Below are 17,467 nucleotides of genomic sequence, written 5' to 3'. Positions count from 1 at the left end.
CAGAGCAGGGACGAGCCCTTCAGGGCTCTGCCGTGAAGCCGACGTCCTTGACGATGGGGGCCCAGCGGCGGGTATCCTCCCGCAACAGGGCCGCCAGCTCGGCGGGCGTGCTGGACATGGCTTCGAGGCCGAAGGTGGCGAGGCTCTCGACCACCTCCGGCGAGGCCAATGCACGCCGCAGTGCGGCGTTGAGGCCGTCGACGATCCTGGCGTCGGCCTTGGCCGGCAGCATGAAGACAAACCACTCCTGGGCGACGACCTGGGGGTAGCCCTGCTCCTTGTAGGTGGGCGTGTCGGGCGAGAACCGGCTGCGGTCGGCGCCCGAGACGCCGAGCATCCTGACCTTGCCCGTGGGCATATGCTGGACGATGTCGCCGATCGGGCCCGACACCGAGGCGAGGTTGCCGCCCAGCAGATCCAGCATGGCGGGCTGCGTGCCCCGGTAGGCGATATGGCGCATGTCGACGCCGTTGATCTTGCCCAGCATGGCACCGATGAAATGCGGCGTCGAGCCCGCTGCGGGGGAGCCGAAGTTGGCTCCGTCAGGCCGGGTCTTGGCCCAGGCAAAGAACTCGGGCATGGTCCGCACGGACAGCGGTACGGCCGGTCCCACGGCAAAGCCGAAATCGAAGACGCAGCCGACCGTCACCGGCGTGAGGTCGGTGGCGACGTCGTACGGCAGCTTCCTGTAGATGTGCGGGTAGATGGTCAGCATCGACGAGGGCGTCTGCAGGATCGTGCTGCCGTCGGCCGGCTGGCTCTTGACGAACTGAATCGCGATCTGGCCGCCGGCACCCGTGCGGTTTTCGACCATCGCCGTTCTGGCGTAGCCGGGGGCCAGTTGGGTGGCCACACGCCGGCAGATGGCGTCGGAGGTGCCGCCCGCCGCAAAGCCGGTGACGATGCGCGCGAGTTCCGGGACCTGTGCCATGGCTTGCCGGCCGAGCGTGGCCAGCAGTGCAGCGGCACCTGCGCCGTGCAGCATGCGCCGGCGCCCCAGGTTGGAGGGCGAGAGGCCGGAGTGAGGCGTCGAGTCGATCATGCTGTTGTCTCCAGAGTGTTTTGTCGTGGGATCAGGATGCATCGCGCAGCCAGATCACGGCACCCGCGTGGGTGACGGCGTGCCGTCGGACGGGCTGTTGCTGCCCGTGATCGTCGACGCTCCGGCGTGCAGCAGACCCGCGTGAGGCGGGATGCAATCGAGTCGGCACGGGTGGAGGGCGCGCCTGGGAATCTGGGGGGTGTTGCAGGCCGACCCGGCCAGCTTGCCCAAGAGCGCGCGGTGGAGCAAGAGGTCAAACCAGGGGCCGGCCGCAGTGGGCCGGGGCCGCCGGTCGGGTGCGGTTCAGGGGGAGTGCCGACGCCAGTCCAGCCGGCGTTGCACTCCGTTGGGCAGCGGGCACTCGCCGTGCTGCCGAATCAGTTGCCCGATGCGCTCGCGCAGCGGCGTCTCGAAGGGCGCCGACCGGCGGGTCTCCAGGCTCACATGTACAAACAGCTGCTGCAGCAGCGCCGCGACGTGCCCCTGCGCATCGTCCAGCATCTCGATCAGAACCTGCATCCTCCGCGCGTCGGCCTGCAGGATACGCAGTCGCAGAGAGATGCAGCTGCCCAGCCTCAGTTCGTGAAAATACTGGATGCGTGCATCGACCAGAAAGATTCCGCATCGCCGATCGCGAGCGTAGGCCTCGTCGAAGCCCACCTGGGACAGCAGGCTGTAGCCGGTGGCGACGAAGACGTCGAAGTAGCGGGCGGCATTCATATGCCCGTACAGATCCAGCCATTCGGCAGGCACGACCACAGGGCGGGAGTGCAGGGCGTTCGTCTGGTCGGGGCCGGGCTGCATCGCGGCTTTTTCCGGTATCGTCATGCCGGTGTCAGTGGGTATCGGTGGATGCGGTTTCCTGCCGCAGCCAGCCTGGCGCGTTGCCGATGCCCTGAGCGGTCCAGCCGCCGTCGACCACCAGGGTCTGCCCCATGATGTAGGTGGCGTCGTCGCTGCAGAGAAAACGCACGGCGGTCGCAATATCCTCGGGCCTGGCGAGGCGTCCGGCGGGCACGCGTTCGAGCATCCACGCCTCGCTGAGCGATCCGTCGGCCATGGCGCGTTCGATCAACGGGGTTTGCGTGAAGCCGGGGGCCACGGTATTCACGCGGATGCCATGTGCTGCGGTTTCGACGGCAAGGCAACGCGCCAGCCCGACCAGTCCCGCCTTGGCCGCCGTGTAGGCCGCGCGGCCCGGCAGGCCCACGAAGGCTGCCGCAGACGAAATGGCGACGATGCTGCCGCCTCGGCCTTGCCGGCTCATGCGTGGAATGGCTGCGCTGGCACACAGGAACATGCCGTCGAGATGAGTGCGCAGTACCGCGGACCAGTCCGCATGCGAAAGCTGGCCGCACAGCCCCGCGCGTTGAATGCCGGCGTTGTGAACCACGATGTCGATGCCGCCGCCTGCCTGGTCGATGGCGGCGAAAGCCTGCGCGATGTCGTCGGGGCGGCCCACGTCGCCCTGCAGTGCATGCACGCCATGGCGCATCGAAGCCGCTGCCGGCGGCGTTGCCAGATCGAGCGAGTAGACCGTGGCGCCCGCGTCCGCCAGCGATTCGACGATGGCCGCGCCGATGCCGTTGGCCCCGCCCGTGACCAGGGCCGTTCTGCCTTTCAGTTTCATGGTCTGCTTTCTGGGTGCGGCTGCAGCGCGTGCCGCAGGCGGGTTTCTGGATTCAACCGCAGGTGTAGCCGCCATCCACGGGCAGCGCGACGCCGGTGACGTAAGAGGCTTCGTCGGACACCAGCCACAGCGCCGCCCGTGCGATCTCGCTGGCCTCGGCCGCACGTCCCAGCGGAATCGCAGCGAGGTGATCGGCCTTGTTCTTTTCCATGGCCTGTGTGTCCAGCCCTCGGCCCATGGCGTGCGGCAGCATGGGGGTTTCGGTGATGCCCGGGCAGATGGCGTTGACCCGGATGCCGTGCGCGCCGTGTGCAATGGCCAGGGATCGCGTCAGCCCCAGCAGGGCGTGTTTGGTCACGGCGTAGACCGGACTTTTGCGTGAGCCCACCAGTCCCGATATCGATGACGTGAACAGCATGGCGCCGCCGCTGGCTGCACGCATGAGCCGAACCGCTTCGCCGGCCATGAGTACGTTGGCACGCAGATTGATTGCCTCGGCATTCGCGTAATCGGCCAGTGTCAGGTCCTCGATGCCAGCAGGACCCACCACACCGGCGTTGCCCCAGAACACATCCAGCCGCCCCAGCAGCCTGGCCGCTTCGGCCAGTGCGGCACACGCGGCTTCGGGGTCTGCCAGGTCTGCCACCACGGCCTTCACGCTGCCCGGCGGTGCCTGGTGCACCACCGCATCGAGCGCATCGCGGTCTCTGTCGATGGCCACCACGCGGGCCCCTTCGCGGGCGAACAGCAGCACCCCCTCGGCCCCGATGCCCGATGCACCGCCTGTGATCGCGACACACTTGTCTTTCAGTCTCGTCGGGCTCATGTTCCGGCTTTCGATGGAGGATTGAAACGCCCTGCCTGCAGAGGCGGCATCACTTCTTGAGCAAGGGACAGGTGGACTCCGAGAGCGGCGCAAAAGCCTTGTCGCCGGGCACCATTGCCACCTGTTTCATGACGTCCCAGGGGCGCTTGGATTCGGAGGGCTTCTTCACTTCGTAAAGATAGAAGTCGTGAATCATCTGGCCGTCGGCGCGGATGCTGCCCTTGGCATACATGTCGTCGATCTTCATCTTTCGCATTTCGGGCATGACCTTGTCGGCATTGTCCGTGCCGGCCGCTTCCACCGACTTGAGATAGCTCAACGTCGCCGAATAGTTGGCTGCCTGCAGGCTGTTGGGCATACGTTTCATCTTTTCGAAATAGCGCTTGGCGAATGCACGCGAGGCGTCGTTCTGATCCCAGTACCAACTCTCGGTGAGCAGCAGGCCTTGTGCATCGTCGAGCCCCAGGCTGTCGATGTTGCCCACGAACATCAGCAGGCCCGCCAGCTTCATGGACTGTGTCAGACCGAACTCGCGTGCGCCCTTGATCGCGTTGAGCGTATCGCTGCCCGACGACGCCAGTCCCAGGACCTGGGCCTTGGAGGCCTGCGCCTGCATCAGGAACGACGAGAAATCGGAGGCGCTGATGGGGTGCCGGACCTTGCCCAGAACCTGGCCGCCGTTGGCCTGGACGATCTTGGTGGCCTCGGCTTCGAGCGAGTGCCCGAAGGTGTAGTCGGTGGTCAGGAAATACCAGGATTTTCCGCCTTGCGCCACCACGGCCGAGCCCAGGGTGCGCGCGACTGCCGTGGTGTTGTAGGCGTACTGGACGGTATAGGGCGTGCAGTCGTCGTTGGTGAATTGCGTGGCGCCTGCCGAAACGATGAGGAACACGAACTTCTTGTCGGGCACCATCTTGTTGATGGACAGCATGGCGGCCGAGTTCGCTCCGCCGACCAGCATGTCCATGCCCTGGGTGTCGGCCCATTCGCGCGCTTTGGCCGAAGCGATATCCGCCTTGTTCTGGTGGTCGGCCGACAGCACCTCGATCGGTTTTCCCAGCACCTTGCCACCGAAGTCGGCCACCGCCATCTTCACGGCTTCGAGTCCTCCGGGGCCGTCGTTGTCGGCAAACGGACCCGACAGATCGGTGATGAAACCGATGCGAACCCTGTCGCCGGATACCTGTGCCTGCGCAAGCGTCGCCGCGGCCAGGGCGACGGCACTCACGGCCACTCGAAGCGTTCGTGAAATCATGGTGTCTCCTTGTATTTTGTCGACTCAATAATGAATACACAGTCATTTAATGTCAATGAGGGTTGAATCTAGAAAAAGAATCTTGAGGGTAAAAACCTAAAAAATCAGTGAGAAATGGCTAAAATCAGTTTTCATGACTCTATTTCTAGTGAATTGAAAAATGATTGAGCATTCATTTTTCTTGACATGGGGGATTGAATTCGAACACACTGAACGCCGTGTTCCCCTCGTTCCAGGCGAGCCCCAAAATCAACCCAACAGGAAAACGGATGGCCCATACTCGAAGTGGCCCGCTTGCCGCAGTGGTCGGCATCGGGGAAGTCCCCACAGGAAAATTCGCCGATCGCAGCGCGCTGGAGGCCGCGGCCGCAGTGGCCCGCATGGCGGTGAAGGACAGCGGACTCGACCGGCGGCAGATCGATGTGATCATGCCCACCGGCTCGATCTTCAGCCGCGACTTCAACAGCGACCTGATCTTCGGCCACCTGGTCGAGGAACTGGGGATGAGCGGCAGCGTGCACGCGAACCTGCAGGTCATGGCCGGTGGCGCGAGCGGCAGCACGCTACTCAAGACGGCCAGTGCACTGGTGAAATCCGGCATCGCACGCAACGTGCTGTGCGTGCATGCCGATCGGCTGGGCACCGGCCTGCCGATCGAGCAGGCCATCGACGTGTTCTCCACCCTTGGCATTCCGCAGGAATGGGAGCGTCCGTTCGGGCAGCATTTCAGTTCGATCGCGGCGCTCATCACCCGGCGCTACATGCACGAGACCGGCACCACCGAAGAACAGATTTCGTCGGTTTGCGTGGCGCTGCGCAAGTGGGCCGAGCTCAATCCCCATGCAATGTTCCGCAAGCCCCTCACCGTGGAAGAGGTCATGGCCTCGAAGGTGCTGTCCGAGCCCTTGCACGCCAAGCAGTCGAACATGCTGGCCGACGGTGCATCGGCCTTCGTGGTGACGCGTGCCGAAGCCGCCGCCGACCTGACGGACTCCCCTTGCTACGTGCTGGGCGTAGGGGGACGGGTCACACACTATGCGCTGTCGCAGGAACAGGACATGACCCGCTTCGGTTATGCCGATGCCGGGGCGGATGCGTATGCCATGGCCGGCGTCGACGCCAAGGACATCGACGTCGCGGAAATCTACGACTCCTATCCCGTGTTCAACCTCATCGCGCTGGAAGAGCTGGGTCTGGTGGAACGTGGCGCGGCCGGCGCGTTTGTCGCGGCAGGCCACACCTGGCCTGGCGGCAAGCTGCCCATGACCACCAACGGCGGCATGCTGTCGCAAGGTCATACAGGGGCCGGCGGCGGCGTGGCGGTGATGGTCGAGGCGGTGCGGCAGGTGATGGGCAAGGGCGGCGAGCGCCAGGTCCCCAAGGCCGATCTGGTGCTCGAGACCAGCACGGGGGGCTCCTACATGGATGCCCAGGTGGTGATTCTGGGACGAGAGGCACGGTGAACGACATGCGTATCCTGCAACCCTATTTCGACGGCCTGACACAGGGGAAACTGCTGCTGCCGCATTGCCGGTCTTGTGGCAAAGTCCATTTCTATCCACGGCACGCCTGCCCGCACTGCTGGGGCGAAGCATACGACTGGAAACCCGCCAAGGGCACGGCCAGGGTCGTCACCCATACGCGGGTGCTGGCCAATCCGCCCAGTGCGTTCGAACACCTGCTGCCTTTCGACATCGCCATCGTGGCGCTGGACGAGGGGGTGAGCATGCTGACCAATGTGGTGGACAGCGCCTCGCTTGCGGTCGGAGACGAACTGAAGCTCGACTTCGTCCAACGCGACGGCAAGACCCTGCCGGTTTTCAAGACGGCCCGCTAGGCAGGCGTCGTATCCGCGCAGACCCCCTGGCCGTGGCATGGAACACAGCGATGAAACACATTGCCATTTATAACGACTGGATCCGGCATCACGCCACCTACCGTGCCCATCACCAGGCGCTGGTCGACGATGCCAAAGCGGTCACCCGGACTTACGCCGAGCTGGACCGGCGCGTCGATGCGCTGGCCTTCAGCCTGCAGGTGCAGTACGGCGTGCAGCGCGGCGACCGGGTTCTGCTGCTCTCCAAGAGCTGCACCGAGGCCTTCGAGCTCCAGTTTGCGTGCGCCCGCATCGGCGCCATTTTTGTCCCGGCCAACTGGCGCCTGAGCGCGGCCGAACTGGCGTGGATCGCGGCTGACTGCGCGCCGCGTGTCGTCTTCCACGATGCCGAGTTCAGGCAACTGTGCGGCGCGGAACTGCCGGAGGTGGAGATCCATCCGTCCGCGGCGTGCGACTCGGCCTACGAGCACTGTGCCGCTCGCGAAGGCCGCGCCGACCCCGTGACGGTCGAGGACGAGGACCCCTGGATGATCCTCTACACCTCGGGCACCACCGGGCGTCCCAAAGGGGCCATGCTGTCGTACCGCATGATGCATCTCAATGCGGTGTCGTGGCTCAGCCCGTCGCGCATCACCGATCGTGCGGTGTTTCTGTGCGCCATGCCCACGTTCCACACCGGCGGGCTCAACTGCTATTCCAACGCCATCCTGTATGCCGGCGGCACCGTGATCGTGCAGCGGGACTACGATGCCGCACGTGCGTTGCAGCTCTTGGCCGATGCGGATGTGGGCATTACGCATTTCTTCGGCACGCCCACGCATTACGCGATGCTCACCCAGGTGCAGGACTTCGAGACCACGCGGCTGCCCACACTCGAGATCGCCGGCATGGGCGGCTCGCCCAGTTCCAACGCCCTGATCCGCGAGCTGATCGCCACCGGCCTGCCGTTGCAGCCTGCGTATGGCATGACCGAGATCGGGCCCGCCATCTTCGTCACCGAGATGCACGACGTTCAGCGCAAGGTGGGCAGTTGCGGGCATCCCACGATGCACGTGCAGATGAAGATCATGGGGGCGGACGGGCGTGAATGCCCGACCGGCGAGCCCGGAGAGCTCTGGGTTCGGGGGCCCGTCTGCATGTCCGGCTACTGGAACAACCCGGACGCGACACGGCTGTCGTTCGAGGACGGCTGGTTCAGGACGGGCGACGGTGCACGCATCGATGCCGACGGCTACGTCTACATCGTCGACCGCCTCAAGGACATGTTCATCTCCGGCGGCGAGAATGTCTACCCGGCCGAGATCGAGCGTGTGCTCGGCGACCACCCGGGGGTCCTGCTTTCGGCCGTGATCGGTATGGCCGACGAGCGGTGGGGCGAAGTCGGGGCCGCCTATGTCGTGCTCAAGAGTAGCGGCCGGGCGACGACGGCCGACGAACTGCTGGCGCACTGCCGTGAACGGCTGGCGCGCTACAAGGTCCCCAAGACCCTGGTCATCTTGGACGACCTGCCGCGCAACGCTTCGGGCAAAATCCTCAAGCGAGCCCTCGCGGCATCCCTCAACCCCTGAACCCGGCCGTGCATGAAAAGCGCATGGCCGGTGTGCCGTTCTCTTTCAAGTGCATGCCCAATTCACTCATCAACGTCAAACTCAGCCGCGGCGACAAGCAGGAATACACGCGCCGCGCGCTGATGGAGGCCGCCATCGCCGTGGTGGGTGAAGAGGGCTACGCCGAGGCCACCGTCGCCAAGATGACCCAACGTGCCAAGATCGCCAACGGCACGTTCTACAACTACTTCAAGAACCAGCAGGACATTTTCGAGCAGTTGCTGCCCTTCCTCGGGGACCGGCTGGTGGCCCACGTGCAGGCCAAGCTCGAACCCACGCTGACCGGCGCCGCTCGCGAGCGGGCCCGGTTCGTGGCGTACTTCGATTTCTGCCGGCGCAATCCGGGTTTCCTGCGCATCCTCAACGAAGCCGAGATCTTTGCGCCCACGGCCTATCACCGGCATGTGATCGCCATGTACGAGGGTTACCTGAAGTCGCTGGGCCGCGCCGTCCAGCGCGACGAGATCACCGCCTATACGCAGGAGGAGCTCGCGCCCATCGTGTTCATGCTGATGGGCATCCGCAGCTACATGACCATGCTCTACCAGTACAAGTATGTCGATCGCACGGCGTTCTCGGTCGAGGCGCTGGCCGATGTGTACGAGAAGTTTGTCCGTACCGGGCTGTATGCGCCGGCGCCCCCGCCGTCGCCTGTGCTTTCGGGCGGACCCGAAGCCGTAGCGGATCCTGCTCCTCGGGAAACGGGCAGCAGACCGAAGCGGGGCAGGGCCACCCAGCGGTAACGGCGGCCGGTGTGCCCGGCGCCGCGTGGCCGCTAGTCGCCCGGACGGCGTTGGGTCAGGCGCTGCACCCACAGGACACTGGCCAGCACCAGGATCAATCCGATCAGTGCCGTACCCGTCATGGACTGGCCGAGCACCGTCCAGCCGAGCACCACGGCCGTGAGCGGGCTGAGCAGCCCCAGCGATGCGACCGCCACCGAGGGCAGTCGGGCAATGCCGCGGAACCACAAGGCGTAGGCCAGCAATGCGCCGGCCAGCGACAGATAACCGTAGGCCGCCACTTGCCATGCCGTCAACGGCGGCAGGGGCGGATCGATCAGCCAGGCGAGCGGGGCCAGCATGACCCCGCCGATCAGCAGTTGCCATCCGGTGAGCGCGAGAACGGGCATGTCCATGCGCCAGCGGCGTCCGAGGTAGGTCCCAGCCGCCATGCAGGCCGAACCGATGCATGCCGCCGCGATACCGACCGGCTCCCAGCGTGTGTCCGGCGACAGCAGCAGAACGGCCATGCCGATCACGCCCATCGCGCACGCCGCCACCGAAAAGCGCGGCGGCGAACGCCGATCCACGCCCCAAGCGAGCAGCAGGACCAGCAAGGGCTGGATGGCGCCGAGTACGGCCGCCAGCCCGCCGGGCAGGCGATAGGCCGCCACGAACAGCAGGGCCTGGAACACGCCGATATTCAGTGCCGACAGCACGAGAAGACGCCAGCGATCCGGGGCTGCGGGACTATGCCGCGTGATCAGGAGCAGCAGCAGGCCTGCGGGCAGCACGCGCAGAAGCGCAGCCATGAACGGACGATCGGGGGGCAACCATTCGGAGGTGACGAGATAGGTCGAGCCCCAGATCGCGGGGGCGAGTGCGGTCAGCGCCACATCGCGCCATGCCGTGCGGGCGGTCATGCGTGGATCCTGTCATGCGACGCCGGCGAAAAGCGCCGGACCAGCAGGAGCAGCAGCACCGCGCCGGCCATCATGGCGGCCCACGCGTGCGTGAGATCGGCGAAGCGGTCTCGCAGCATCCCCGCCAGCAAGGGCATGCCGCTGGCGACGATGTAACCGCCGCCTTGCACAAAGGACAGCAGCCGGCCGGCCTGCGCGGGCTCGTCGATGTGATCGAGGGCCACGATCAGGGACAAGGGAAACAGGGCGCCGATGCCCAGGCCGAGCAGCAGGCAGGCGGCCAGCGCGAGCGACTGGGGCGCGGCAATCAGGCAGGCCAGGCCTGCGATGAGCATGGCGAGCACGGCCAGAAGAAGCGGGCGGCGATCTGGAAAGCGGCCGACGAAGATCGAGACGGCCAGTCCGGCGGCGACCTCGGCCAGCGTCAGACCGCCCAGCAGCAGCCCTGCCGACGTCGCCGGCCACCCCAGGCCGGTGTAGAACGGGGGGAGCCAGGCGAGGACCAGTGTGTAGGCCCCCGTCCCGATACCGAAGAACAGCATCAGCTCCCAGGCCCGCCGATTGCGCCAGAACGCAGACTGCGCGGGCTGCGGTGCATCGATCGGGGAGGGGGCGGCAGCGGCGGAAGGCACTGGCCTCGTGCCCCGCGTGGCGATCGACCAAACAGACCAGGCCAGAGCGGCCGGCAGGGCCCAGACACCCAGCGCCGCGGGCCAGCCCCACAGCTGGGCCAGTCCGGCAGCCGAAGCGGCGGCGATGGCGGCACCGGCCATGATGCCCGTGGTGTAGAGCGCAAAGACGCTGCCGGCCGCCGCAAAACGACGCTTGATGAACGCCGGCAGCAGGGTCTGGACCCACGCGATGCCGATGCCCGCGAGCACGGCGGTGGCGAGCAGGCCGGTTCCGCCCGTTGCGATCGTCCGCAGCCCGCATGCCATGGCAATCAGTGCGATGCCGATGCCGACACCCCGGCGCTCGCCGAGTCTCGGGCCGATGCGGCCGCCGCCGAGCGTGCAGAGTCCCATGACAAGAACCGGCAAGGTGGTCAGCAGGCTGGATTGGGTGTGGCTCAGCCCGGTCGCAGCCTCGATCAGGTCGAGCAAGGGGCCGATGGCTGCCAGAGCGGGGCGCAGATTGAGCGCCAGGCCAACGATCCCGATGACGACGAGCACGGACGCGGGAGGACGGGGTGGCATGAGATTTATCTCTTCATAAAGTATCTTGATATCGAATCATATTCTCGAGGAATTCTTCGGGCAAGGCATTACCATTGCCCTCATGTCAAGTAACGCCACACCGAGAGAGCCATGAAAGATCGCGCGCAGCGGGCTGAAGAAGAATGGAACCGTGAAAAACCGGGCCTCGATGCCAAGGTGATGGCCACCGTCGGGCGGCTGCTGGAAGCAGCCCATCTGATGGAGCGCGAAAAGCTCTCGCCCCTGGCCGCGCAGTTCGACTTGCACAAGGGCGAGTTCGATGTGATTGCCACGCTTCGCCGGTCGGGCCGGCCTTATGTGCTCACGCCGACCGACCTGTACGAAGGCCTGATGCTGTCGTCCGGTGCCATGACCAGCCGGCTCGACCGGCTCGAACGCAGCGGCCTGATCGAGCGCCGCCCGTCCCCGGTCGACCGGCGCAGCATTCAGGTGCAACTGACGCCCGCCGGCCTGGCGCTGATCGACAAGGTGCTGCCGCTGCATGTCGCCAACGAGCAGCAGGCGCTGGCCGTGCTGAGCCTGAAAGAGCAGAGGCAGCTCGACGAGCTGTTGGCCAAGCTCATCGGCGGGCTGAAGGGCGGCGGCGACTGATCCGTCCCGAATCGAGCCGGCCTATCGGCGGACGATGTCGAGGATGGCCTGGCCGGCCAACTGCAGTCGGGGCAGGTCGATACCGGTTTCGAAGCCCCTGGCATGCAAGGCCCGCACCAGGGCTTCCGTCGAGACGTTGCCCGATGCGCCCGGTGCGTAGGGACAGCCGCCCAGTCCGCCGGCTGCGCTGTCGAAGGTGCGCAGCCCCATCTCCAGAGCCGTGCATGCATTGGCGACGGCCGTGCCCGATGTGTCGTGGAAATGCCCGGCCAGTTGCGGGGCTGGAATCGTGCGCAGGCAGACCTCGAGCAGCGCACGGGTCGAGGCCGGCGTGCCGCGCCCGATGGTGTCGCCCAGAGAGATCTCGTGGCAGCCCATGTCGAGCAGGGCCTGGGCCACATGCACGACCGCGGCCGGTTCGATGTCGCCCTCGTAGGGGCAGCCCAGCACACACGAGACATACCCCCGTACCGGCACGCCGGCAGCCAGGGCCTGCTCCACAACGGGCCTGAAACGCGCCAGGCTTTCGTCGATGCTGCAGTTGATGTTGCGTTGCGAGAACGATTCGGATGCGGCACCGAACACCGCCACCTCGTCGCAATGCGCTGCCAGGGCGGCTTCCAGGCCCTTCAGATTGGGCGTGAGCGCGCTGTAGCAGACACCCGGCAGGCGCGTGATCTCGCGCATCACCGCAGCGCTGTCGGCCATCTGCGGCACCCACTTGGGCGAGACGAAAGCCGCCGCCTCGATGAAGCGCAGGCCTGCGGCGCCGAGCTGTTCGATGAGGGCGACCTTGGCCGCCAGCGGCACCGGGTTCTTCTCGTTCTGCAGACCGTCGCGCGGGCCGACTTCCACGATCTTGACCTGGCGGTCGGAGGGCGTTGTGTTCATGGGGGTGCGCTCGGGATCAGAACAGCTTGAGCAGTGCCGGCACGCTGAGCACCGCGGTGTAGTAGCCCATGAACTGCACGCCCGTGTTGAAGCCGAAGCTTCGCGAGAGCAGGCCGCCCATCAGCCCCATGGTCAGGATCACCAGCAGGCCCAGCAACTGGCCTTCCCAGACGCTGATGACGATGATCAGGCCCACGAAGGTGGCGATGATGGCTTCGTGGCTGACCTTGCGCGACACGAACAGCGCGGCGCGGCGCGCGAAGTTCATGGCAAACGGGTAAGACACCACGGCCGCCAGCGCCACGGCCAGCAGGCCATAGCCCAGGAACTCCCAGTGGCTGAGCAGGTTGTGCAGGTTGTGCGTCTGGCCGGTGGCGGCATCGACCGTGAACCGGGGCGGCGCATTGAACAGCGGCGCAGCCGGGCCGGCGGCCACCGGGCTCAGCGGCAGGCCAAAGGCGATCAGCGGAATCAGCGCCTCGGCGATGTACGTGGCTTCGGTGACGCCGTTGCGGGCACTCAGCACCGTGGTCAGGCGGTGGTAGGCGTGCTTGATGCGCGAGCCCACCAGTTCGCCCAGCACCACGGTCATGGCGACCGGGCTGAACACGAAGGTCGCGCTGGAGATCGTGGTGGTGGCCAGTGTCCAGCGCACCTGCGTGCGGTCGAGCACCTTGAACGGATTGGGGAAGTAACCCGACCAGCCCTTGACGTCGGGTGCGAGGTTGAACTGGCGCACCTTGTCGCGCATCATGCGCTGGCGGCCGGCCGGTGCGATCACCGTGAACAGGTCGGCGATCAGCGGACCGATGGCGATGCCCAGGAAGTAGCTGATGCTGAGCTTCACGTCGTATTTCGCGGTCAGGCTCTGCAAGGCGATGATCACCACGACGAACGGCACCAGCAGGGCCACCGACGACCAGCGGCCGGCCGAGAAATAGGCGATCAGAACGGCTGCGGCCAGGAAGATCCAGGGCGCGGTCTTGGTGATGGCTGCACCGAAGGGGGCCAGCATCACGGCAAACAGCACGGCCAGCGGCACCGCGACGAAAGCCGCGATGATCCCGCCCGACACCATCTTGCGCAGCGCGATGTGGGGCACGCCCAGCTTGCGCAGCATGTTGGCGTCCTGCAGCAAGGGCGTGGCCAGCGTGTCGCCCGGTATGCCCAGCAGCGCGGTGGGCACGGCGTGCGTCATGTGCTTGGCCACGGCACCGGCCAGGAAAAACGTGAAGACACCGGCGGGCGGTACGCCGAGCAGCACGACCAGCAACGTCAGCGGTGCCAGCGTGGTGGTTTCGTCGGTGCCCGAGACCAGGCCGATGGCCGCGAAGACGACGGCGCCGACGAGGCCCATGGCCGCAGCCACGACAATCTGTTCCAACAACAGGGGATCCATGATGAATGCTCCGGAGATCACACGCCGTCGGGGCGTTTCGGGTGGGTGAAGAGTTCGTAGAGCTTGAGTTCCTTGAGCTCTTGCACGACGGAAGGGGGGAGGTCGTCGACGGATCCCAGTCCGCCGGGTTGCTGGGCCAGTTCGTCCAGCACCTCCTGGCGCCATTGGGGGTCGGTGGAGACATCGAGCTCGGTCACTTCGCGCTTGGGCGCGAACAGGCGGGCGCAGATCACGCCGGCACTGATGCAGCCGGCCAGGCCGGCCAGCATGGCGTAGGCATGGGCGAGCTGCTTGGAGGCCACCACGGTCGCCAGCCATTGGCTCGCGAGGTAGAAGCCCAGCAGGCTGATGCCGATGCCGATGGCGATCGCCCAGGCCAGGTGCCGCAGGTCGACGGTGTCGCCCCAGACCTCGGCCAACCGCCCTGGGGCGGGTTCTCGGACTGTCATGGTGTTTGTCTCCTTGTTGTTCGGGCGGCGACACGGGGGCCGGGGTGTCCGGCCGCCGTGGCTCCGTCGTGGGGTTCTGATGGGGGCAGGCGGTGCGATGAGTCGAGAGACGGCCGGCGGGCCTTCGCGCCAGCGCGCCGGCCCACAGGGGGTCAGCGCTTGGCGCGCAGTTCCTGCAGCACTTCGAGGGCGCGGTCGGTGCGCACGTCGTGCTCGGCGGCCAGGCGCTTGGCCACGGCGTCGACCTCGTCGCCGACGGCACCGGCCACCAGCGCGATGTTGCGGGCGTGCAGGGCCATGTGGCCGCGCTGGATGCCTTCGGTGGCCAGTGCCCGCAGGGCACCCAGGTTCTGCGCCAGTCCCACGGCAGCCGAGATCTCGCCCAGATCCTGGGCCGACTTCACGTCCATGATCTTCAGCGCCAGGCGTGCCAGCGGATGCGTCTTGGTGGCGCCGCCGACCAGGCCGACAGGCATGGGCAGCTCGATGGTGCCGATCAGCGCGCCGCTGTTGTCCTTTTCCCAGCGGGTGAGGGAGGTGTAGCTGCCGCTGCGGCTGGCGTAGGCATGGGCGCCGGCTTCGACCGCGCGCCAGTCGTTGCCGGTGGCGACGATGACCGGGTCGATGCCGTTCATGATGCCCTTGTTGTGCGTGGCGGCGCGGTAGGGGTCGATGGCGGCGAAGGTGTAGGCGTCGAGCACGCCTTCGATGATCTCTTCGCCGCTGCGCTCCTTGGTGGCCAGGGTCTTTGCGGTGAGGCGCACGCGGGCGCGGGCCAGACGCAGGTCGGCCAGGTTGGACAGGATGCGCAGGCGCACCGAGCCGCCGGTGAGCTGCTCGACCAGCGGCGCGACCGATTCGGCCATGGTGTTGACGGTGTTGGCACCCATGGCGTCGCGCACGTCGACGATCAGGTGAACCACGATCATTGCGCCGCGCGGGGACTCGGGGAACACATGCACCTCGATGTCCTTGCAGCCGCCGCCCAGGCCGATGAGCACCTTGTCGCGGCTGTTGGCACGCTCGATGATCCGGTCGCGTGCCTGCAGCACGGCGATGCGGGCACCGTACGGATCGGAAACACCGATCACCTGCACCTGTGCACGCATCAGCGGCAGGGTGCTCGAGGTCTGGAAGCCGCCGTCGTCGCGCGCCAGTTTGGCCATGTACGAGGCCGCGGCCACGATCGACGGTTCTTCGACCGCCATGGGGATCAGCACGTCGCGGCCGTTGATCTGGAAGTTGCTGGCCACGCCCATGGGCAGTTCGAAGGTGCCGAACACGTTTTCGATCATGCCATCGGCGAGGGCGGTGGGCAGCGCACCGGGCTGAGTCATCAGCGCACGGTCGTCTTCGGAGAGGCCGCAGGCCTGGACGAGAAAGTCCCAGCGCTGGGCGGGAGTGAGGGCACGGAAGTTGGGCAGTCGCGAGTCGGCAGCCATAGACGGAGCTCCAGAGAGATAAACAGTGAGTGGGCTGGACTGTACGAGAACTGTACCTTTGATGACAGGTACAGTTTGGGCAAACAGTATCATTGCAGCGCAGCATGGAACAGGCACCGGTCGGGACGGTGCAATGAAAGGGTCGAGGATGAAAGCAGCAGACAGCGGGCGGGCAGCCACCGTGGCCGGGAAGCTGGCCGATCTCATCGGTCAGCAGATAGCCGACGGCGTCTACCGCGCGGGCGACAAGCTGCCTTCGCTGCGCGAGCTGGCACAACTGCACCGCTATGCCAAGAACACCGTGGTCGCGGCCTTCGACATCCTGGTCTCGCAGGGGCTGGTGGAGCCGCGTCGCGGCTCCGGTTTCTACGTGCTGGGCCGGACGGCGCAGCCCGCTGCAACCGAGGAGGATGCCGGCCAGCTCAGCCGCGCCATGGACATCGTGTGGCTGATGCGCGAGCAGCTCAAGACCGATCCCGACTCGGTGGCCGTCGGCGACGGCTTTCCACCCGTCGAATGGTTGGCCGACATGCGGCTCGACCGTTATCACCAGAAGGTGGTGCGGACGGGGCTCGGTTCGCTGTTCCGTTACGGCAGCCGCTACGGCTACGCCCCGTTGCGCGACAGCCTGGTGCGCAAGCTGGGCGTGCTGGGACTGGAGACCACGCCCGCGCAACTGGTGCTGACCCACGGCGCCAACGATGCGATGGACCTGGTCATCCGCTACTTCGTTCCGCCGGGGGCCACGGTGCTGGTCGACGAGCCGGGCTATTACCCGCTGTACGGCAAGCTCAAGCTGGCGGGGGCCCGCATGATCGGTGTGCCCCGGCAGGCCGACGGCCCCGATCTGGCGGCACTCGAGGCCATCCTGACGCAGGAGCGCCCGCGCATCTTCTTCACCCAGTCGGTCGCCCACAATCCCACGGGCTCGGATCTGTCGGCTGCCAAGGCCTATCGCATCCTGCAATTGGCCGAGCGGCACAACCTGATGCTGGTCGAGGACGATCCCCTGGCGGACTTCAAACCCACCTCGTCGGTGCGCCTGTCCACGCTCGACCAGCTGGAACGCACCATCTACATCGGCAGTTTTTCCAAGTCGTTCTCGGCGGCATTGCGGGTCGGCTTCATCGCCTGCAACGCGGCGCTGGCCGCCGATCTGGCCGATCTGAAGGCCTTGATCCACGTGAGCGGATCGGAGTACTGCGAACGCATGGTCGACGTCATGCTGCGCGAGGGGCATTACGAGCGCCACCTGGTGCGCCTGCGCAAGAAGCTGGGCGCGGCCACCACCCAGGCGCTCAGGCTGCTCGACGATCTGGGCTGCGACGTGTTTGCCCGCAGCGAGCAGTCGCTCTACCTGTGGGCCTCGTTTCCCGGCATGGACGACACCGTCGCGTTGGCCGAGAGGCTGCGGGCGCGGCGCGTCACCATGGCCCCGGGACGCGTGTTCTGCCTCGACCCGTCGATCGGTGCACGCTGGTCGCGATGCAACGTGGGGGCATTGGGCGATCCGCGGTTTCAGGCGGCGCTGGGGCCTTTGCTGAGACGGTGAGGGAGGGCCGGCGGACGTTCGTGGCGCCCGGGGTGCGCCGGTGTGCACAAGGGGCTGCCGCCGATCTCTCGTGCCGAAAGTTGC

17 protein-coding genes are annotated in these 17,467 nt (G+C 66.4%); 6 read left to right on the top strand and 11 right to left on the bottom strand.

Translation table 11 applies throughout. From position 1 onward, the window contains the following. Nucleotides 1-19: 19 nt before the first annotated feature. The 5 genes from EC845_RS20585 to EC845_RS20565 form a co-directional block, all read right to left on the bottom strand. Nucleotides 20-1,042, bottom strand: a complete 1,023-nt coding sequence (locus tag EC845_RS20585; RefSeq protein ID WP_123300035.1) for a Bug family tripartite tricarboxylate transporter substrate binding protein — start codon at nt 1,040-1,042, stop codon at nt 20-22. A gap of 303 nt (nt 1,043-1,345) precedes the next feature. Continuing rightward, a complete protein-coding gene (locus tag EC845_RS20580) occupies nt 1,346-1,870 on the bottom strand; it encodes a thioesterase family protein (RefSeq protein ID WP_123300033.1) in 525 nt (174 codons plus the stop codon). 7 nt (nt 1,871-1,877) lie between these two features. Continuing rightward, on the bottom strand, nt 1,878-2,672 hold the full coding sequence (locus EC845_RS20575) for an SDR family NAD(P)-dependent oxidoreductase (RefSeq protein WP_158615745.1): 795 nt from the start codon (nt 2,670-2,672) through the stop codon (nt 1,878-1,880). Nucleotides 2,673-2,724: 52 nt separating this feature from the next. Beyond that, the gene (locus tag EC845_RS20570; RefSeq protein WP_123300029.1) at nt 2,725-3,498 is read right to left on the bottom strand and encodes an SDR family NAD(P)-dependent oxidoreductase; all 774 of its coding nucleotides are present in this window, start codon (nt 3,496-3,498) and stop codon (nt 2,725-2,727) included. 49 nt (nt 3,499-3,547) lie between these two features. After that, entirely contained in the window at nt 3,548-4,753 is a 1,206-nt protein-coding gene (locus EC845_RS20565; protein ID WP_123300027.1) for an ABC transporter substrate-binding protein, read from the bottom strand. Nucleotides 4,754-5,022: 269 nt separating this feature from the next. Here EC845_RS20565 and EC845_RS20560 point away from each other — a divergent pair, with 269 nt between their 5' ends. From EC845_RS20560 to EC845_RS20545, 4 genes are read left to right on the top strand one after another with little or no spacing between them, the layout of a single operon-like run. Then, the gene (locus EC845_RS20560; RefSeq protein WP_123300025.1) at nt 5,023-6,216 is read left to right on the top strand and encodes a thiolase family protein; all 1,194 of its coding nucleotides are present in this window, start codon (nt 5,023-5,025) and stop codon (nt 6,214-6,216) included. A 5-nt stretch (nt 6,217-6,221) separates the two neighbouring features. Next, nucleotides 6,222-6,590: a Zn-ribbon domain-containing OB-fold protein gene (locus tag EC845_RS20555; RefSeq protein WP_148077361.1), complete on the top strand. Its 369-nt coding sequence runs from the start codon at nt 6,222-6,224 to the stop codon at nt 6,588-6,590. A gap of 50 nt (nt 6,591-6,640) precedes the next feature. After that, entirely contained in the window at nt 6,641-8,158 is a 1,518-nt protein-coding gene (locus EC845_RS20550) for a long-chain fatty acid--CoA ligase (protein WP_123300022.1), read from the top strand. Between the two features lie 53 nt (nt 8,159-8,211). Further along, the gene (locus EC845_RS20545) at nt 8,212-8,940 is read left to right on the top strand and encodes a TetR/AcrR family transcriptional regulator (protein ID WP_158615744.1); all 729 of its coding nucleotides are present in this window, start codon (nt 8,212-8,214) and stop codon (nt 8,938-8,940) included. A gap of 32 nt (nt 8,941-8,972) precedes the next feature. Here EC845_RS20545 and EC845_RS20540 read toward each other — a convergent pair whose 3' ends face one another. Together EC845_RS20540 and EC845_RS20535 are read right to left on the bottom strand one after the other, a co-directional pair. After that, the gene (locus EC845_RS20540) at nt 8,973-9,842 is read right to left on the bottom strand and encodes an EamA family transporter (RefSeq protein ID WP_123300018.1); all 870 of its coding nucleotides are present in this window, start codon (nt 9,840-9,842) and stop codon (nt 8,973-8,975) included. After that, nucleotides 9,839-11,038, bottom strand: a complete 1,200-nt coding sequence (locus EC845_RS20535) for an MFS transporter (RefSeq protein WP_123300016.1) — start codon at nt 11,036-11,038, stop codon at nt 9,839-9,841. Before EC845_RS20535 ends, EC845_RS20540 begins: the two co-directional genes overlap by 4 nt. A 111-nt stretch (nt 11,039-11,149) precedes the next feature. On the opposite strand from EC845_RS20535, the gene EC845_RS20530 reads away from it, so the two are divergent. Further along, nucleotides 11,150-11,650, top strand: coding sequence for a MarR family winged helix-turn-helix transcriptional regulator (locus EC845_RS20530; protein WP_123300014.1), 501 nt, complete (start codon nt 11,150-11,152; stop codon nt 11,648-11,650). A gap of 21 nt (nt 11,651-11,671) precedes the next feature. Here EC845_RS20530 and EC845_RS20525 read toward each other — a convergent pair whose 3' ends face one another. The 4 genes from EC845_RS20525 to EC845_RS20510 form a co-directional block, all read right to left on the bottom strand. Beyond that, nucleotides 11,672-12,541, bottom strand: a complete 870-nt coding sequence (locus tag EC845_RS20525) for a hydroxymethylglutaryl-CoA lyase (RefSeq protein WP_123300012.1) — start codon at nt 12,539-12,541, stop codon at nt 11,672-11,674. A gap of 16 nt (nt 12,542-12,557) precedes the next feature. Then, the gene (locus EC845_RS20520; RefSeq protein ID WP_123300203.1) at nt 12,558-13,940 is read right to left on the bottom strand and encodes a tripartite tricarboxylate transporter permease; all 1,383 of its coding nucleotides are present in this window, start codon (nt 13,938-13,940) and stop codon (nt 12,558-12,560) included. A gap of 17 nt (nt 13,941-13,957) precedes the next feature. Beyond that, nucleotides 13,958-14,389 carry a hypothetical protein gene (locus EC845_RS20515; protein WP_123300010.1) on the bottom strand — a complete coding sequence of 144 codons (432 nt, stop codon included), beginning with the start codon at nt 14,387-14,389 and terminating at the stop codon, nt 13,958-13,960. A 152-nt stretch (nt 14,390-14,541) separates the two neighbouring features. Further along, a complete protein-coding gene (locus EC845_RS20510) occupies nt 14,542-15,924 on the bottom strand; it encodes a hydroxymethylglutaryl-CoA reductase, degradative (RefSeq protein ID WP_123300008.1) in 1,383 nt (460 codons plus the stop codon). Between the two features lie 55 nt (nt 15,925-15,979). Here EC845_RS20510 and EC845_RS20505 point away from each other — a divergent pair, with 55 nt between their 5' ends. After that, nucleotides 15,980-17,383, top strand: coding sequence for a PLP-dependent aminotransferase family protein (locus EC845_RS20505; protein WP_123300006.1), 1,404 nt, complete (start codon nt 15,980-15,982; stop codon nt 17,381-17,383). Nucleotides 17,384-17,467: the final 84 nt, after the last annotated feature.

Origin of the sequence: Comamonas sp. BIGb0124 (assembly GCF_003752175.1) — a bacterium.
Classification (GTDB): Bacteria; Pseudomonadota; Gammaproteobacteria; order Burkholderiales; family Burkholderiaceae_C; genus Comamonas_F.
The sequence above is the reverse complement of the archived record's forward strand: the minus strand, read 5'-3'. Positions and strand labels throughout refer to the sequence as shown.

Bases quoted from the DNA above. Each gene is read 5' to 3' on its own strand.
- EC845_RS20585 (WP_123300035.1), bottom strand. From the start codon at position 1,042: ATGATCGACTCGACGCCTCACTCCGGCCTCTCGCCCTCCAACCTGGGG.
- EC845_RS20580 (WP_123300033.1), bottom strand. From the start codon at position 1,870: ATGACGATACCGGAAAAAGCCGCGATGCAGCCCGGCCCCGACCAGACG.
- EC845_RS20575 (WP_158615745.1), bottom strand. From the start codon at position 2,672: ATGAAACTGAAAGGCAGAACGGCCCTGGTCACGGGCGGGGCCAACGGC.
- EC845_RS20570 (WP_123300029.1), bottom strand. From the start codon at position 3,498: ATGAGCCCGACGAGACTGAAAGACAAGTGTGTCGCGATCACAGGCGGT.
- EC845_RS20565 (WP_123300027.1), bottom strand. From the start codon at position 4,753: ATGATTTCACGAACGCTTCGAGTGGCCGTGAGTGCCGTCGCCCTGGCC.
- EC845_RS20560 (WP_123300025.1), top strand. From the start codon at position 5,023: ATGGCCCATACTCGAAGTGGCCCGCTTGCCGCAGTGGTCGGCATCGGG.
- EC845_RS20555 (WP_148077361.1), top strand. From the start codon at position 6,222: ATGCGTATCCTGCAACCCTATTTCGACGGCCTGACACAGGGGAAACTG.
- EC845_RS20550 (WP_123300022.1), top strand. From the start codon at position 6,641: ATGAAACACATTGCCATTTATAACGACTGGATCCGGCATCACGCCACC.
- EC845_RS20545 (WP_158615744.1), top strand. From the start codon at position 8,212: ATGCCCAATTCACTCATCAACGTCAAACTCAGCCGCGGCGACAAGCAG.
- EC845_RS20540 (WP_123300018.1), bottom strand. From the start codon at position 9,842: ATGACCGCCCGCACGGCATGGCGCGATGTGGCGCTGACCGCACTCGCC.
- EC845_RS20535 (WP_123300016.1), bottom strand. From the start codon at position 11,038: ATGCCACCCCGTCCTCCCGCGTCCGTGCTCGTCGTCATCGGGATCGTT.
- EC845_RS20530 (WP_123300014.1), top strand. From the start codon at position 11,150: ATGAAAGATCGCGCGCAGCGGGCTGAAGAAGAATGGAACCGTGAAAAA.
- EC845_RS20525 (WP_123300012.1), bottom strand. From the start codon at position 12,541: ATGAACACAACGCCCTCCGACCGCCAGGTCAAGATCGTGGAAGTCGGC.
- EC845_RS20520 (WP_123300203.1), bottom strand. From the start codon at position 13,940: ATGGATCCCCTGTTGTTGGAACAGATTGTCGTGGCTGCGGCCATGGGC.
- EC845_RS20515 (WP_123300010.1), bottom strand. From the start codon at position 14,389: ATGACAGTCCGAGAACCCGCCCCAGGGCGGTTGGCCGAGGTCTGGGGC.
- EC845_RS20510 (WP_123300008.1), bottom strand. From the start codon at position 15,924: ATGATACTGTTTGCCCAAACTGTACCTGTCATCAAAGGTACAGTTCTC.
- EC845_RS20505 (WP_123300006.1), top strand. From the start codon at position 15,980: ATGAAAGCAGCAGACAGCGGGCGGGCAGCCACCGTGGCCGGGAAGCTG.